At 36.3% G+C, this 15,648-nt stretch carries 15 protein-coding genes; 8 read left to right on the top strand and 7 right to left on the bottom strand.

The genetic code is table 11. The annotated features are described in order from the left end of the window. Positions 1-8: 8 nt before the first annotated feature. A complete protein-coding gene (locus tag EGI26_RS09090) occupies positions 9-2,543 on the bottom strand; it encodes a M14 metallopeptidase family protein (protein WP_255077819.1) in 2,535 nt (844 codons plus the stop codon). Positions 2,544-2,678: 135 nt separating this feature from the next. Between EGI26_RS09090 and EGI26_RS09095 the strand changes: the two genes are divergently transcribed. Next, a complete protein-coding gene (locus tag EGI26_RS09095) occupies positions 2,679-4,283 on the top strand; it encodes an amidohydrolase (protein ID WP_255077820.1) in 1,605 nt (534 codons plus the stop codon). A gap of 6 nt (positions 4,284-4,289) precedes the next feature. On the opposite strand, the gene EGI26_RS09100 is transcribed toward EGI26_RS09095, so the two are convergent. Both EGI26_RS09100 and EGI26_RS09105 read right to left on the bottom strand, forming a co-directional pair. Further along, the gene (locus tag EGI26_RS09100) at positions 4,290-5,018 is read right to left on the bottom strand and encodes a polyprenol monophosphomannose synthase (RefSeq protein WP_255077821.1); all 729 of its coding nucleotides are present in this window, start codon (positions 5,016-5,018) and stop codon (positions 4,290-4,292) included. After that, complete coding sequence (locus EGI26_RS09105) at positions 5,019-5,363, bottom strand: DUF4296 domain-containing protein (protein WP_310587952.1); 345 nt, start codon at positions 5,361-5,363, stop codon at positions 5,019-5,021. Positions 5,364-5,461: 98 nt separating this feature from the next. Here EGI26_RS09105 and EGI26_RS09110 point away from each other — a divergent pair, with 98 nt between their 5' ends. From EGI26_RS09110 to EGI26_RS09120, 3 genes are all read left to right on the top strand, one after another. Continuing rightward, a complete protein-coding gene (locus EGI26_RS09110) occupies positions 5,462-6,322 on the top strand; it encodes a DUF58 domain-containing protein (protein WP_255077822.1) in 861 nt (286 codons plus the stop codon). After that, positions 6,319-7,197: a hypothetical protein gene (locus EGI26_RS09115; RefSeq protein ID WP_255077823.1), complete on the top strand. Its 879-nt coding sequence runs from the start codon at positions 6,319-6,321 to the stop codon at positions 7,195-7,197. Before EGI26_RS09110 ends, EGI26_RS09115 begins: the two co-directional genes overlap by 4 nt. 67 nt (positions 7,198-7,264) lie before the next feature. Next, positions 7,265-7,903, top strand: coding sequence for a NeuD/PglB/VioB family sugar acetyltransferase (locus tag EGI26_RS09120; protein WP_255077824.1), 639 nt, complete (start codon positions 7,265-7,267; stop codon positions 7,901-7,903). A 387-nt stretch (positions 7,904-8,290) separates the two neighbouring features. Here EGI26_RS09120 and EGI26_RS09125 read toward each other — a convergent pair whose 3' ends face one another. After that, complete coding sequence (locus tag EGI26_RS09125; protein ID WP_255077825.1) at positions 8,291-8,854, bottom strand: DJ-1/PfpI family protein; 564 nt, start codon at positions 8,852-8,854, stop codon at positions 8,291-8,293. Between the two features lie 187 nt (positions 8,855-9,041). Next, positions 9,042-9,992: an N-acetylornithine carbamoyltransferase gene (locus tag EGI26_RS09130; RefSeq protein WP_255077826.1), complete on the bottom strand. Its 951-nt coding sequence runs from the start codon at positions 9,990-9,992 to the stop codon at positions 9,042-9,044. A 116-nt stretch (positions 9,993-10,108) separates the two neighbouring features. Between EGI26_RS09130 and EGI26_RS09135 the strand changes: the two genes are divergently transcribed. The 4 genes from EGI26_RS09135 (at position 10,109) to EGI26_RS09150 (ending at position 13,673) form a co-directional block, all read left to right on the top strand. Next, on the top strand, positions 10,109-11,581 hold the full coding sequence (locus EGI26_RS09135; protein ID WP_255077827.1) for an ATP-binding cassette domain-containing protein: 1,473 nt from the start codon (positions 10,109-10,111) through the stop codon (positions 11,579-11,581). A gap of 102 nt (positions 11,582-11,683) precedes the next feature. Beyond that, positions 11,684-12,406 (top strand): hypothetical protein, encoded by a 723-nt coding sequence (locus EGI26_RS09140; RefSeq protein WP_255077828.1) that lies wholly within the window; start codon positions 11,684-11,686, stop codon positions 12,404-12,406. A 98-nt stretch (positions 12,407-12,504) separates the two neighbouring features. Beyond that, positions 12,505-13,452 (top strand): hypothetical protein, encoded by a 948-nt coding sequence (locus tag EGI26_RS09145; protein WP_255077829.1) that lies wholly within the window; start codon positions 12,505-12,507, stop codon positions 13,450-13,452. After that, positions 13,449-13,673, top strand: coding sequence for a hypothetical protein (locus EGI26_RS09150; RefSeq protein ID WP_255077830.1), 225 nt, complete (start codon positions 13,449-13,451; stop codon positions 13,671-13,673). The genes EGI26_RS09145 and EGI26_RS09150 overlap by 4 nt, the downstream gene beginning before the upstream one ends. Here EGI26_RS09150 and EGI26_RS09155 read toward each other — a convergent pair. Beyond that, on the bottom strand, positions 13,670-14,125 hold the full coding sequence (locus tag EGI26_RS09155; protein ID WP_255077831.1) for a protein-disulfide reductase DsbD domain-containing protein: 456 nt from the start codon (positions 14,123-14,125) through the stop codon (positions 13,670-13,672). The genes EGI26_RS09150 and EGI26_RS09155 overlap by 4 nt on opposite strands. Positions 14,126-14,157: 32 nt before the next feature. Next, the gene (locus tag EGI26_RS09160; protein ID WP_255077832.1) at positions 14,158-15,552 is read right to left on the bottom strand and encodes an MBL fold metallo-hydrolase RNA specificity domain-containing protein; all 1,395 of its coding nucleotides are present in this window, start codon (positions 15,550-15,552) and stop codon (positions 14,158-14,160) included. Positions 15,553-15,648: the final 96 nt, after the last annotated feature.

The following is a 15,648-nucleotide window of genomic DNA, read 5'->3' on the forward strand; positions in this document are numbered from 1 at the left end:
GCGTCATTTTAATCTTCTTCTTCCTCAAATCTACCAGCAGAAATACCACTACTAAAAAATAAAGAATTCAAAAACAGTTTGTTTGTTCCATACCAAAATGCTCTGAAATTTGGGTTATCAGAAATGCTCACGATTTTACCTTGACCCAGCGTTTGGGCTATAATGGCCGGGCTATTCTTAAATCTCTCCAAGTTTTTTGCATGAACATAACCCGCCAAAAGAGGCTTATCTGTAAACATCAAAGGCGTATTGTATGGATTCCCCGTTTCTTCAAAAGTTACATTATTCACCTTGAAAATCGGCAAAGTGCTCTGCTTGTATCCATAACAAAGCGGGTGACTAGGATCCAGCTTTGCTTCTAAAATAGCACCACTTGTTACCAAAGCTCCATCGAATCCACTTTTTGCCACAAATGGCCTTTTCGCTTTTCCGTCATTTGATGCTTCTGGTTTTATGCCCACCGTACCAATCTTCTTTTGTGATAACCAAGAAGCCGCATCTCCTAAAGCAACGACCGTACCTCCTTTTGCCAAAAATCCCTTAATTTTTTCATCTGAAAGGTCGGCATATCTACCTTGATTGATGATGATGTGTGTGTATTTGGTCAAATCTGCACGATTTACTGAAGCAATATCCATGTGACTAAGCGGAATACTTACCCTTTGATCCAATAAATGCCAAACTTCGCCCGCATCGTTATAATCAACACCATCACCCACTATCATGAGTGCTTGTGGCTTTTCCATTCTTCTAAACTTCTCACTGCCGAGGTTTATTCCACTTTGGGTAAGGCCCGTTTTTTGTCCATAAAAAACAGTTCCATCACGTTTCGCCAATTCTTCTAAATATGCTTGGGGATCATTTCCATCACATAAAATCTGAATTGTGCCATAAGAAAACGTTTTATTCTTTCCTTCAACTATAGCTTCAAACGGCTCGGTGGCATATTTAAGTTTGTAACCTTTATTGAGCAATTCATAAGCCGTTCTTGCTGCAAAATAACCATCCCATTCAAATAAATAAGAATATGTACTATTTCCAACAACTTTTCCGAGCGGGAAATTAATTTCAGAGAGTCTTTGCCCTAAAGAAATGGCAGTTTTTGAGTCTGCGAAAGGTACGTTCATGCAAAGCGGTAGTGTCCAAGCCGAAATATCGTAAAAAGCACTATCAGCAAATGTGGTTCTTTTTTCAAAAAGGGACTTCACCAACCTGTGTTTGGGTTGACTCATCGGGACAACGTAGGAGTCCGAGCTTGAAAATTGTGAACTACCTAAAGTTTCATTTTTAGATAGTTTATACACTTCAATTTTGTTTCTAAGCATCACATTTACCATTTCCCAAGTTCTAACTGGGTCGTTTCCTCCACCGAAAACAAAGGCTTTTATCTCATCTGTAGATTTTTCTGCATAAAAATCTCTCATGTAAGTCAACAACTCATTTCTCATGTTTTTGGAGGCTTTCAAAGTAGAAAGTGTAGCTGAAAACTGGTTTCTAACCGTAAAAGGAAAACTCAAGATACCGTTAACGCTTTCTTGCAAATGACCACGAGATGACGCTTGTTCGAACAAAATGCCGATGGCTCCATTCACATCTGGAAGTGTTGAGCCTTTTCCATAATAGAAGTCATCATAGTTTTCTTTGGTATAATAATAAGAGCCAATACTATCCAATCCTGCGGCATGAAACTGTCCAATTTTGCTTGTAAGTTCGATGTTTTTGACTGGTGTCATCGGGTGTGTACGTGCAGGAATGCCTGGCTGAAAGAAAAATGTAGAATTGCTTCCCATTTCGTGGTGATCAGTCAAAACGTTGGGCAACCAATCGTAATATTTAACCAAACGTCCTTTGCTTTCTGGCAATTGCTGATAAAGCCAGTCGCGGTTCATATCAAACCAATAGTGGTTGGTACGTCCTCCAGGCCAAGTTTCTCTAAACTCTCTTGAATTGGCATCCGAAACCAAGCTTTGGCTTTTGTTTTGGTTTACCCAAGTCGAAAACCTCGTTGCACCGTCAGGATTTATACTGGGGTCCACTAAAATTATACTTTCATTTAATAAAGCATCTATCTCCGCTCCTTGGGCTGCCGCGAGATAATAAATCGTCAATAAGGAAGAATTCAAACCAGAAGCCTCATTTCCGTGAACCGAATAACCCATCCAAACTACAATTGGCATTTGCTCGGGCTTTAAGCTTTTCGAAACTTCTGAATTTGCCAACTTCAGGTGTTCTGCTCTTATTTGGTCAATATTCGCTAAGTTTTTAGGAGAAGAAACAGTGGCTAGCATTAATTCCCTGTTTTCGAAGGAACGGGCATAAGTTTCAAGTTTTATTCTATCCGAATATTTAGACACTTCTCTGTAATAAGCATAAATTTCATATGGGCTTACATGTTGCTCACCTACTTCATAGCCTAAAAAGGATTTTGGTGTAGGTATTTTGCTGTTGTAAGTTACATTTTTAGGCAGGTAATAATCGAGACCAATTTGCGAAAAAACAAAAGAAGGAATCAACAATAGAAATAAGGCAATTTTAATTTTCATATATTAGAGATTGATGAAGAGGTTTAATAAAATAAAGGTAACCAAAGTATGCTTTAAAAACAAAATTTGGATATATTTGGATTAGAAAAAAACCTCTCAAACTATGAAAAAAACCTTCTATTCATTCTTTTAATCATGATTTTGACAAATCATGCCCATTCTCAAAAAAACACTAAAAAGAAACCTGCAGAACCCGATAAACTGGAGCTTCTGAAACAAGAAGTTATTGCCAAAATAGACAATAATCAAAAACTCACTCAGGAAATAAACGACATGCTTTTCAGTTTTAGCGAATTGGGCTTTCAGGAATATGAAACTTCGAAATATCTAACAGAACTATTGGAAAAGAAAGGATTTACAGTAGAAAAAGGCATTGCGAACATTCCGACTGCTTGGATAGCAAAATGGGGAAGCGGCAAACCTGTGATAGCCATTGGCTCTGATGTGGATTGCATTCCGAAAGCATCTCAAAAACCCGGTGTAGCATACAAAGACCCCATTGTGGAAGGTGCTCCTGGACACGGAGAAGGCCATAATTCTGGCCAAGCCCTTAATATTACAGCTGCTTTGGCATTGAAAGAAATTATGGAAAGAGAAAAAATACCAGGTACACTTATGCTTTGGCCGGGTGTGGCTGAAGAACAAGTGGGTACGAAAGCGATTTTTGTAAGAGAAGGCTATTTCAAAGACGTGGACGCTTGTATTTTTACGCATGTGGCCAATAATCTGGGCGTTTCGTGGGGCGATGCTGGAAATACAGGTTTGGTTTCTGTTAAATTTCATTTTGAAGGTGCCGCTGCACATGCTGCAGGAGCACCTTGGAGAGGCAAAAGTGCTTTGGATGCCGTAGAGTTAATGAATATTGGCTGGAACTTCAAAAGAGAACATCTAGAAACCACCCAAAGGTCTCACTATGTAATTTCCGATGGTGGCGACCAGCCCAATGTGGTTCCATCAAAAGCTACCGTTTGGTATTATTTCAGAGAAAGAACTTATCCTAAAATTAAGAATTTATTTGATAACGGGATAAAAATAGCCGAAGGTGCTGCTCTTATGACGGATACAAAATTCACTTACGAAATATTAGGTAGTGCTTGGCCGGGGCATTTCAATAAAGCATTGGCTGCTACAGCTTATCAAAATATCAAGAAAGTGGGTTTACCAAAATGGTCGGAAGAGGACCAATTGCTTGCAAAAGCATCACAAATAGAACTAAAATCTCCTGAAGTGAATGGTTTGGCTATGGAACTGGATTCTGTTTCTGAGCCAGTGTATTCGCCCCTTGTAATTAGACAAGGTGGTTCTGATGACATTGCCGACATTTCATGGTCATTGCCCACCATTGTACTTAGATATCCTTCCAATATGCCTGGAATGCCTGGTCACCACTGGGCAAACGCCATCACGATGGCGACCCCAATAGCCCATAAAGGTTGTACAGCAGGTGCTAAAGTAGAAGCCATGACGATTTTGGATTTGCTTTACAAACCGCAAATTCTTAAAGATGCTTGGGAATATTACAACAATACCCAAACCAAGGAGCAAAAATATACGCCATTGATTTCGAAAGATGACAAGCCAGCTATTCAGTTGAATACCAGCATAATGCAAACTTTCAATCCTGAGCTGAAAAAGTATCACTATGATCCGAGTAAATACAACACTTATTTGGAGCAATTGGGGATAAAATATCCAACGGTAAGACAAGATCAATTAGATGCTTTGAAGGCTAAAAAGTAAGGGTTTTTATCTTTTAAAATTCTTAAACAAGCTCCAGATTTTCATCATAACCACACCAAAAACAGCTTCTTGGAAGATTTTGGTTGACATTTTAGATTGTCCGAGTGTCCTATCAGTAAAAATGATAGGCACTTCTTTTATTTTAAATTTGAAGAGATAGGCATTAAACTTCATTTCTATCTGAAAGGCATAACCTACAAAACGTATTTGGTCAAGCGGAATCGTTTCTAAAACCTCTCTCGAATAACAAATAAAACCACCCGTGGGATCCATGATGGGCATGCCTGTTAGAAATCTTACATAAATCCCTGCACCGTAAGACATCAAAACTCTGCCAATTGGCCAGTTGACTACGTTTACACCATTTATATATCTGGAGCCAATAGCCACATCATTTCCTTCTTCAGAACACGCTTTGTATAGTTTTACCAAATCTGCCGGATTATGGGAAAAATCCGCATCCATTTCATAAATATATTGAAATCCCTTGGCCAAAGCCCATTTAAAACCGTGAATATAGGCAGTTCCGAGTCCTTGTTTTCCTTTTCGTTCTTCTAAATGAAGTTGTGAAGGAAACTGATGCTGAAGTTCTTTAACTTTTTGAGCCGTACCATCTGGCGAACCATCGTCTACTATCAAAACATCAAACCAGACGGGCAGATTAAAAACCGCTTTGATGATGGCCTCGATGTTTTCTATTTCATTATAGGTAGGTATGATTACCAGATTTTTCATTCAGTAGGTAGTATTTTTGTTTTTATTTTTTTCAATGATTTTTTCGGCCTGAACATAAATAGAAAGCAATTGTTTTTTGTCTTTGGCATAAAAATCAAAGCTTTTGAGATACAGAACTGAATCTATTTTATATTTTTTGTATATCTGCTTTTCTAAGTATTTAAAAGCAACTCTAGACGAATCTACTCCGCTGAGATTTAATCTACTTACTTTCGCTTCAGCGGTTTTTAATTCGGCAAAAACTATCGCCATTGTTTTTTTATCTATAAAATCTTCTGACGAAGACTTGCAAGAAAAAAAACATGTCAACGAAATAAATACTATTTTTATGCCAAGTTTACCCAATGTCTATGGTTTTTAGATATTACGAACAAAAATAACTAATTATCGGGCAAGGGATAAATCTAAGCTCATAAATTTCGTTAAAACAGCATTTTGGTCTTGTGAAAGAAATAATCAATAAACTCAATAAGTACGAAATTAAAATCAGAAAAGCTGTCAATTCACATTTGAATGGCAACTTTAGCTCGGTTTTTAAAGGTACTGGTTTGGAGTTTAGCGACCTTAGAACTTACCAATATGGCGACGATGTCCGTGCCATTGACTGGGTAGCAACGGCCAAAGGACACGGTGCTTATGTGAAGATATTTAAAGAGGAAAAAGAACAAACTGTTTTTTTTATGCTCGATGTGAGCGGTTCACAAGATGTAGGAAAAGACGGCTCTTTGAAAATAGACACTGCAAAGGAAATCTGTGGTGTATTGACACTTTCGGCCATAAAAGAAGCCAGCCAAGTGGGTTTGTACTGTTTTTCTGACCAAAAAGAGCTTTACTTGAAGCCCGAGTCAGGCATGAAACAGGCCTACAACATCATTTCTAAAATGTTTAGGCTGGAGCCACTTTCCTTAAAGACCAATCTACAAGAAGCCATAGCTTTTGCTCTAAATATTCTGAAAAGAAAGAGTGTGATTATCCTCATTTCTGATTTTCTTGATAAAGACTACTCTCACAACCTAAAAGCTCTTGCAAGAAAGCACGATTTGGTAGTTCTGCATATTTACGACAAAAGAGAAGTGAATTTGCCTAGCTTGGGCATTGTTCCAGTGTATGACAAAGAAGCAGGAAAAACAACTTGGATAAATACAAGTTCCAGATTTTTTAAGCGTGAAATGAGGGATATTTTTGAAGAAAACAGTAGCGAACTTGAAAAGCTTTGTAAACAAAACAAGGCTAATTATCTATCAATAGAGTCGGGGGCTAATTATGTTAATAGTCTAATTCAACTTTTTAGGTATAGAAAATGAGAATCTATTTAAGCTCCTTATTTGTTTTCCTATATGCTTTCGGGTTTGCTCAAAAGCCCAAGGCTTACTTTAGCAACGATTCACTGTTTATCGGAAAACCTGTTTTTTTCTCTTTGACTTATTTGCACAACGGCAAAACTGATTTGCTATTTCCAGACTCCTCCTATAACTATAAGCCTTTTGAGTTTTTAGATGTAGAATTTTTTCCAACGAAAACACAAAATGGGAAAAGCCTAGACAGTGTGGTATACAAACTCATAACGTTTAGTGTGGATAGCACTTATTCTTTGTCGTTACCTATTCAAGTGTTGCGTTCTAAGAAAACCATTTTTTCGGATACGGCCAGTATAAAACTGAATTCACTATTAGATACTACTGACATTAGAAATCACATTATTAAAAAATCTACGGGGTATTTTACCGTACCGTTAGATTTCAATTTTCCAAAGTTGCTATATTATTTAGTCCTACTCCTTATTTCTTTCGCCGTTTTTTGGGCTTTGTTTGGAAAATTTCTCGTTCGGAATGTTCGCATTTGGCAGTTTGGACAAAAACACCAAAAGTTTTCTGCGGCATTCAAAAAACTCAGCAAAAGTCCAAAGAACTTTGCCAACATAAGCAGTGGTCTGATCATCTGGAAAAACTATTTGGAGTGGTTATTGAAAAAACCCTACTCAACCATGACCACCTCTGAAATAAGCAAAACCCTTAAAAACGAGCGTTTAGAAGATGCCCTTAAAGAGTTCGACTTGGCCATATATGGAGGCGTTTTGTCCGATCAAATTCCTTTTGCATTCAATATTTTGTTTGATTTTGCCTCTGATTCTTTCAAAAAACAACGAAAAATTTACAAAGACTTTCTAAAAAATAAATAGTAATTATTACCACTTCAAATCTATATCATAAGACTTGATGATTAGTTTTGCATAAAAATTGAAATTGATGAAAAATCCTGTTGTAATATTTGGTGCTGGTACATTAGGCCGTTTGGCTTTGGACATATTCAGTAGCAACGATGTGTTGGTTTATGGCTTTTTGGACGATGACAAGAAGAAACATAACACTGAGATTTCAGAAGTTGTGGTGCTTGGCGACCCGATGGACGATGGCTTTTTAAAAATTATTGGTAACAAAACAGAGGCATTTGTGGCTTTAGAAAACAAAACCCACAAAGAGAAAGTAGTAAAAATGCTTTTGGAAAGAAGAAAAACCATGCCCGTGAATGCCATACACGGAAAAGCAATAGTTTCTGAAGACGCTGAGCTTGGACATGGAATTTTGATAGCAGGGGGAGCTGTGGTAAATCAAGGGGCAAAAATAGGAAATCACACGATAATTCTCTCAAATGCAGTAGTTGACACCCAAGCTGAAATAGGCGAATTTGTAGAAATAGGCAACGGTGCCATAATTAATGCAGAAGTTACTATTGAAAACGGAGCCTTCATTGGCAGTGGAGCCATAGTGGTTTCAGGTATAAAAATCTGTAAAAACGCACGAGTAGGTGCCGGTTCTGTAGTCATTGAAGATGTAAAAGAAGGAGCAACTGTTTTTGGAAATCCTGCGGTTGTGGTTGGAAAGTGAGGCGATTTGTAATATCGGATGCTATATTTCTAGCGTAATCCAATGAAGAATTAAAAAGAATGAATATCAAACTAATTTACAAGGTTATTCAATTTATATATTTTTTTCCATTCTGTTACCTTTATTTTAAATATCTAAAAATGAAGTTATCCTATTTTAGGGGTAACATATTCAGAGCGATTATTAGCATCTGCGTTTTTGAATTATTTGTAGAAGATAGTGAAATAAATAAATTGAATAATATTCTAACAAAAAAAACATTGCTGTACTTTATTATAGCAATTGTTTCTGAATTTGTTTATTTAAATATGTTATAATCTAGCTGTGCTTAGTCTGAAGACTAAGCACGAGTGACCATCGGTCTCCAGACCGAATTACTGATTCAATTTACCCCTCCCCCAAGCACTCAAAAACCATTCTATAAAAATCAGGATGCGATTGCCATGTTTGGCCTGAAACGTATCTTCCGTCTCTTACGGCTTCGTTCTTTCCAATAAAATTTCCTCCACAGGCTTCTACTTCAAATCTTACGTTTTCGTAACAAGTAACGGTTTTATTTTTAACCAAACCAGCTGCAGTGAGAATCTGAATTCCGTGGCAAATAGAGAAGATGAATTTGTCGGCTTTGTCAAATGCTCTTACAATTTCTATCACTTTATCATTATGGCGTAAAAACTCGGGTGCTCTTCCACCTAAAATCAAAACGGCCAAATATTCTTCCTCTTTTACGTCATCAAACGCAATGTCTGACTCCACCATGTATCCTGGTTTTTCAACATAAGTATCCCAGCCAGGTTCAAAATCATGAATAACCAAATTGAGCCTTTTTACACTTGGTGCGGCAATAACAGACTCATAACCAGCTTCTTCAAAGCGGTGTTTGCCATACAAACATTCGTAACCTTCGCCAGCATCGCCAGTGATAATAAGAATTTTTCCTTTCTTTGACATTGTATTAAATTAGGTTGAATAAAGAACAAATATAAAAAATTCTGCTACCAATTCGGCAGATTACGACATTATGAGGGAAGAAAATTGTGATTTTGAAATCAAGCAAAACCCTTCGGAAACTCTGTCAGATAGAGTTGACAACTTTTTAAAAGTTGCCAACTCTGCTGCTACCTTAATGTTAAAAAAATTACAACGTCTCCTCCAAAATCTGCTTAATAACCGCCTGCACAGACCAAACACGGTTTCCTGCTTGTTGGATAACCGCAGCATAATCAGCATCCAAAACTTCGTCTGCTACTTTCAGGCCACGCCTTACTGGCAAACAGTGCATAAACTTGGCTTGGTTGGTCAGAGCCATTTTTTCTGGGGTAATTTTCCAAGAAGGATCTTGTGTGAGTACTTGCCCGTATTGCTCATAGGACGACCAGTTTTTGGCATAAATAAAATCTGCTCCAGCAAATGCTTCTTCTTGAGAATGAACCACTTTGGCATTCTTTCTAATTTCTGGAGATAAATCATAGCCTTCTGGATTGGCAATTACGAATTCATAATCAGTCATGAGTACCCATTCGGCAAACGAATTGCCAACAGCTTGCGGAAGTGGCTTAAAATGCGGTGCCCAAGTAAGAACAACTTTCGGTTTTTCTACGGTTTTCAGTTCTTCAATAGTAATCAAATCGGCCAAAGATTGGCAAGGGTGGCGAGTGGCTGATTCTAAGTTTACAATAGGAACACCTGCATATTTCCTAAAACTCTCTAGAACGGTTTCTTTATAGTCTTCGTCTCTATCTTTAAGTTCGGCAAAGGCTCTTACGGCTATAATGTCACAATATTGACCCAAAACTGCCGCTGCTTCCTTGATATGCTCTGCTTTGCCTTGATCCATTACAACACCATCTTCAAACTCCAGCTGCCACGAATCTGAGCCTACATTCATCACTATCACATTCATTCCTAAATTCAGAGCTGCTTTTTGAGTTGAAATTCGGGTACGCAGGCTGGAGTTGAAAAACAAAAGCCCTATTGTTTTATTCAATCCCAAATGTTTATTGGCAAATGGATTGGCTTTTTGTTCTAGACCTACTTTTACGAGTTCGGCTACGTCTGAAACGTCATTGAGGTTTATAAAATGCTTCATTTCTTGTTATTCGCTTGATAAAAATTGAACAAATGTAGCTTTAAAGCAATTTTAAAGCTTCATCGAGAAAGAAAAAATTGAAAAATCTCTTAATTTGCCTCGAAAAACTATAAACCATGTCTATCGTTTTCAAAAATGTCGAAATTTCTAAAAACAACTTTACCATTCTTTCAGACTTCAATTTTCAACTTAAAAACAACGAAAATGTAGTGGTTTTAGGCGAAAGCGGCTCAGGGAAAAGTACATTTTTAGATGCAATAGCTGGTTCTGTTTTTCCAACCAAAGGCAAAATAGAAAAAGACAAAACAAAGAAAATAGTAAGTGTAAATAGAGACTATAGTTTTCATCGATTGGTTGGGCCAGTTTATCAATATTATCAACAAAGATTCAACTCTCAAGACGCAGAATTGGGGCCAACGGTTTATGAAGTTTTGCAAAATCAGGTCATTCCAGTCGGAACTATAAATGAGAACTCAGTAGAAATTAAGCCTCCCCTGTATTCGGAGGATTGGCTAGGAGTAATTGTACAAAAGCTAAAATTAGAACACCTAGTTCACCAAAAAATCACCTCTCTATCGAATGGAGAAACTCGCAGGACATTAATAGCAAATGCCCTTTTGAAGAAACCCGACATTTTGCTTTTAGACAACCCGTTTACAGGCTTAGACATTAAAAGCAGAGGGGAGTTGAAGTTGTTATTATCCGATTTTACAGAAACACAAATTATATTGATTGCCAATGCTCATGACATTCCTGAAAAGTTTGAAAAAGTAGTATTCCTTGAAAAAGGCAAACTTTCATTTTTCGGTAAACTAGCAGAATTTATCCCGAAGGCAGCAATAAATTATAGCATAGGCACTGAAATTTTGAAAAAAATAGAAAATTTATCTATTCCTCAATTTAGCAGTTTCGAAACGGCTATAAAAATCAATGACGGGCATGTAAGATATGGCAACAAACTGGTACTGCAAGGTATTAACTGGGAAGTTAAGAAAGGAGAAAAATGGGCACTGATGGGGCCGAATGGTTCTGGCAAAAGCTCGCTTTTATCACTCATTACTGGAGACAATCCACAATGCTACCAAAACCAATTATATCTTTTTGATAAAAAACGAGGCAGCGGAGAGAGTATTTGGGATCTAAAGCAAAAGATGGGCTTTGTGTCGCCCGAGCTTCATCTTTATTTCAACAAAAACAGCACGGTTTGGAAAGTCGTAGCTTCGGGATTTTTTGATTCAGCAGGCTTGTTTCAAAAACTCACCGAACAGCAGTTGGAGTTAACCGAACTATACTTAGATTTGGTTAATCTCTTTGAGGTAAAAGACAGAAAACTCAATCAATTGTCTTTTGGACAGCAAAGGCTGGTGTTTTTGGCTAGGGCATTGGTAAAAAACCCTGCATTGCTCATTCTCGATGAACCATGCCAAGGCTTAGATTATAACCAAATGGTGTTTTTTAGAACTATTCTCAATGAAATTGCGATTCATCAAAATAAAACGCTGTTATTTGTTACTCATTATGAAGATGAAATCCCGCTTTGTATAAATAAAAGATTAAATTTATTTGAAGGAAAGGAGTTAAAATTGTAATTATTGCACAAATTTTCAGTTGCACTAAATTCTTAAAAACACTCCAAGTCCATCCATTAAAAGAATTTTAAGCTTGAAAACGTTAATTAACCATTTTTTGAAATGTCGAATAGATTTCTGGGATTGTATTTAGCTATTTTAATCATATCAAATATATTTTTCTTTAGTATCTTTTTGGAAGACGGACCATTAACATATTCAGATATGATTCTTGGGAAGATAATTAACCAAAGTTGTCATCTATTGATTCTATTTTATATCATTTTTAAGAAATACATTTCATTTAAAGATACAGTTATAATTTGTGTTTTCTGCATCCAGTTGTTAGACATAGCCAACGAATTTATCAATTATCTTTCTCCTTTTAGTGATACGGTGGCAGTAGATATGGTTTTCGTAATGAGTCAAAGGGTGCTATGGTCTGTAATATTTGTTACTCTTGGCTCAAATTTTATTTCTAACAGTAGATTAAAAAATATTCTAAATCTTGCTTTTGGAAGCTTTATATTTTGTTTGTTTCTTAGCACTTTTGAAAGTCTAGATAAGCTCCAACCAAACGTTGTCATATCCTTACTAATCCTTTACATAATGATTATTTATGGCTCCAACTTTAAAGATAAAATTTTGCATCAAGTTGGGATAGGTGTGTTGTTAGTTGTGTTGGCAGATATGGCATTTTTGTTTTCCGGACTTCACGACGATTTACACTGGAAATACCTTTATTTGCTACCCCGCTTGTTCTTAAATTTAGGAGAATTACTTATATTGTATAAAGTATTAGAAAAATACAGATTGCCGACTTTGCCTCTTACACCAATCTCATAACACTCTATAAACTATTAAATTAACCATTAAAATTAATAGAAACAATATTTATTAAGATTTCTTACCTAATAATGTTGTCAAACTTTACCTTTTAATAAATGATAAAAAAAACAACCTTTTTATTAATATTTGTATTTATTTCCATAACAGCTAAAGGAAGTTTATTATCAAAACTTAATGTTTCAAAAATTGAAAAAATCAGCTCAGACTCTATAAAAAATCACAGAGATTCCTTAGAATACTTAATCAATACTAATTCATTAGATTCATTAGAAAAAAGGGCTTTTATAGATGACTTTTATGAGAAACCTTTAGAACTGTTTTTTGAACAAAAATCTATAATACACGCTTGGAAAGCCTGTATTATAGATGATAGCTTAAGAAAAGTAAACAATGTTTTACTAAAAACTGCCACTTTTTTAAACCGAAATAAGAGCAAAATCCAGTCCTTTAAAGAAGAATTTGAAAATACTGTTAGGTTGCAAAGACCCACATTTCTGCTTCGAACTTGGTGGGTAGATAGCCTCAAATCAAACTTTGATAGCTTGGGCAACTCCTCAGGTTTCAAACCCTTGGGAATTGACATAAAAGAAGTAAAAAAAAGCCTACTTGATGAAATGAGAACAGAAGCTTCTGCACCCCAGTTTGTGGAGAGTTTGATAAATAGTGGCAACACTATTCCAAAAAAAATCATAATAGGAGAAGGATATATTTTATATAAAATTATACCTAAAGGTAATCCCCCTCCTTCTCCATTTACTCCTTTTTGGACAAAAATTGAAGACATAAAAAAGTATATTTCAGAGAGTTTAGAACAGAGGTTTGGTCTGCCAACTGTAAGTCATTCTGCAAAATATGACGTTTACAAAATACAATTAAAAGAAGGAAAAACTGCTATAATATTTGAAAGCGAAATAGCCCAAACCATAGAAAATAATTATAAAACATCAGGAGGTGGAATGCAGTCCTTGGTATTAAATAGAGCAAAATGGACCTTCCCAGTATTAATTTCTGAATTAGAAATATTTCCCCCTTTCAAAAAATGAAACCTTGTGAAATACCTGAGATAGACAAAGTGAATAAAGCCCTGATAAAGGAGGCCAAAACTGTAATTATGAAAAATAAAAATCCTGAAAATATTTTAAAAAAAATATCAGACTTCAGGCTAAAATTAGCCTATAATAAGTCTACAGAATCCCTAGAATCTAATTTTGGATGGGGAATTTTTTATGAAAGTCTTATAGATGAGCTGTCCAAAAAATATTAAAACTTAAAGCTAAACTTATCTTTGTTTGGAATACAACTTCCATCTTTTAGTGTGCAGGTGTAGCTATTTATTTTACCCTCAACAGTTGCCCCTGCCTTTAATATCTTGATCTTCTGGATGAATTTCGCTTCTTTTGTAAAATAATGTATTGTCCCTTCCCAAATTTTATCGTACTTCTCTTTAGGATTTACGGCTATCAATTTGCCGACTTTTTGATAAGTTCCATTAGAAATCAAATCTAATTCGGTTGGGTTAGGCCCTTCTACTTTAAGTTCAGAACTATAGATATACCAATCCTTTTCGATTTTCCCTGTGAAGACTAAATCTACCGTTTGCCCTATTGTTGGTTTTGATGGCGTACTAGCAAAAGTCCATTTTACCGGTTTTAAAATTTCAACAGACATCAGACCAATGAAAGTTAGAGCGAGTAATAATTGAAATATTTTATTCATAAAAATAATAGAAATGATGTTCTCGTAAATTTTTAAAAAGCAAAGCCTTCACTTTGACTTGGAATAATAATATTTTTAAAGCCTTCAAGAGTTAATTTCTCTTTGAATGCCTTTTGAGTATCGTATTCCCCATGTACCAAAAACAATGTTTTCACCTTTTCTGAATCTTGGCACTTCAGAAGTTCAATAATCTCCGAATAGTCCGCATGTGCGGAGAATGAGTCCATGATAGCAACTTCGGCTTTAACAATCTTCTCTTGCCCAAAAATCTTAACCGTCGGCTGACCCGTTTTGAGCATGGCACCTAATGAATTCGGTGAGCAATACCCCACCATCAGGATGGTATTGTCGGGATCTTCGACATTATTAGCTATATGATGCTTAATTCTTCCAGCCTCGGCCATGCCTGACGCTGAAATGATTATGCAGGGTTCTTTTGACTCGTTCAGGGCCTTTGACTCTTCTACTTCGGTGATATAGTGCAGATTATCAAAGCCAAAAGCATCGCCGTCTCTTTCAATGTATTTGAGGATATCGGGATTAAAATCTTCTCTGTGCTTTTTCATGACCATTGTGGCATTTACAGCCAATGGGCTATCGACATACACAGGAATTCGCGGAAGTTTGCCTTCACTTTCTAATTGATCTAATGCAAAAACCAACTCTTGTGTTCTATCAACCGCAAAAGCCGGGATAATCAACTTTCCACGTTTTACGACACATGTTTTATGCACCAATTCAAGCAAATGAGCTTTCATATCTAGCTCTGGTTCGTGCAGTCGATCTCCATAAGTTGATTCACAAATCAAATAATCTACCTGAGGAAAACGCTCAGGACTTCGTAGGATTTTATCATTCGGTCGACCAATATCACCAGTAAAATAGATTTTTTTAGTGTTGCTTTCTTCTTCTAAATGAATCAAGATGCCCGCACTACCCAAAATATGACCCGCATTAAAATATTCTATTCTAATTCCTTCTTCCAGGTAAAATGGTTTATTGAGATAAACTACCTCAAACTGAGTTAAGGCTTCTGTTACATCTGATTCTTCATATAAAAGCTCCAGCTCGTCTTCTCCCCTATTTTTTCTTCTTTTATTAACTCTTTCGAGATCTCTTTCTTGAATTCGAGCAGAGTCCATCAACATAATCTCGCAAAGGCTTTTTGTGGCAGCAGTGCAAAATATTTGGCCTTTGAACCCTTTTTTTACCAACCTTGGCACCAAGCCTGTATGATCAATATGTGCATGCGAAAGTAATAAATAGTCTATTTCAAGAGGATTAAACCCAAAGTTAAGGTTCATGTCGCTTGTGTTGATACCTTGAAACATACCACAATCTAGCAGTATTTTTGTGCCTTTTGAGGTAGTTAAAAGATGTTTACTGCCTGTTACTTGCTGTGCTGCTCCAAAAAATTGTAGTTTCATTGTTTTAGTATTTGGCCATTGGCATGTAGCCAATAGCTTTTTTTATGCAAAATAAGCATTTGTTTGGTGATTTGAAACAAAATGACAGAAACTCAA

Source organism: Lacihabitans sp. CCS-44, from assembly GCF_024343735.1.
Taxonomy (GTDB): Bacteria; Bacteroidota; Bacteroidia; order Cytophagales; family Spirosomataceae; genus Leadbetterella.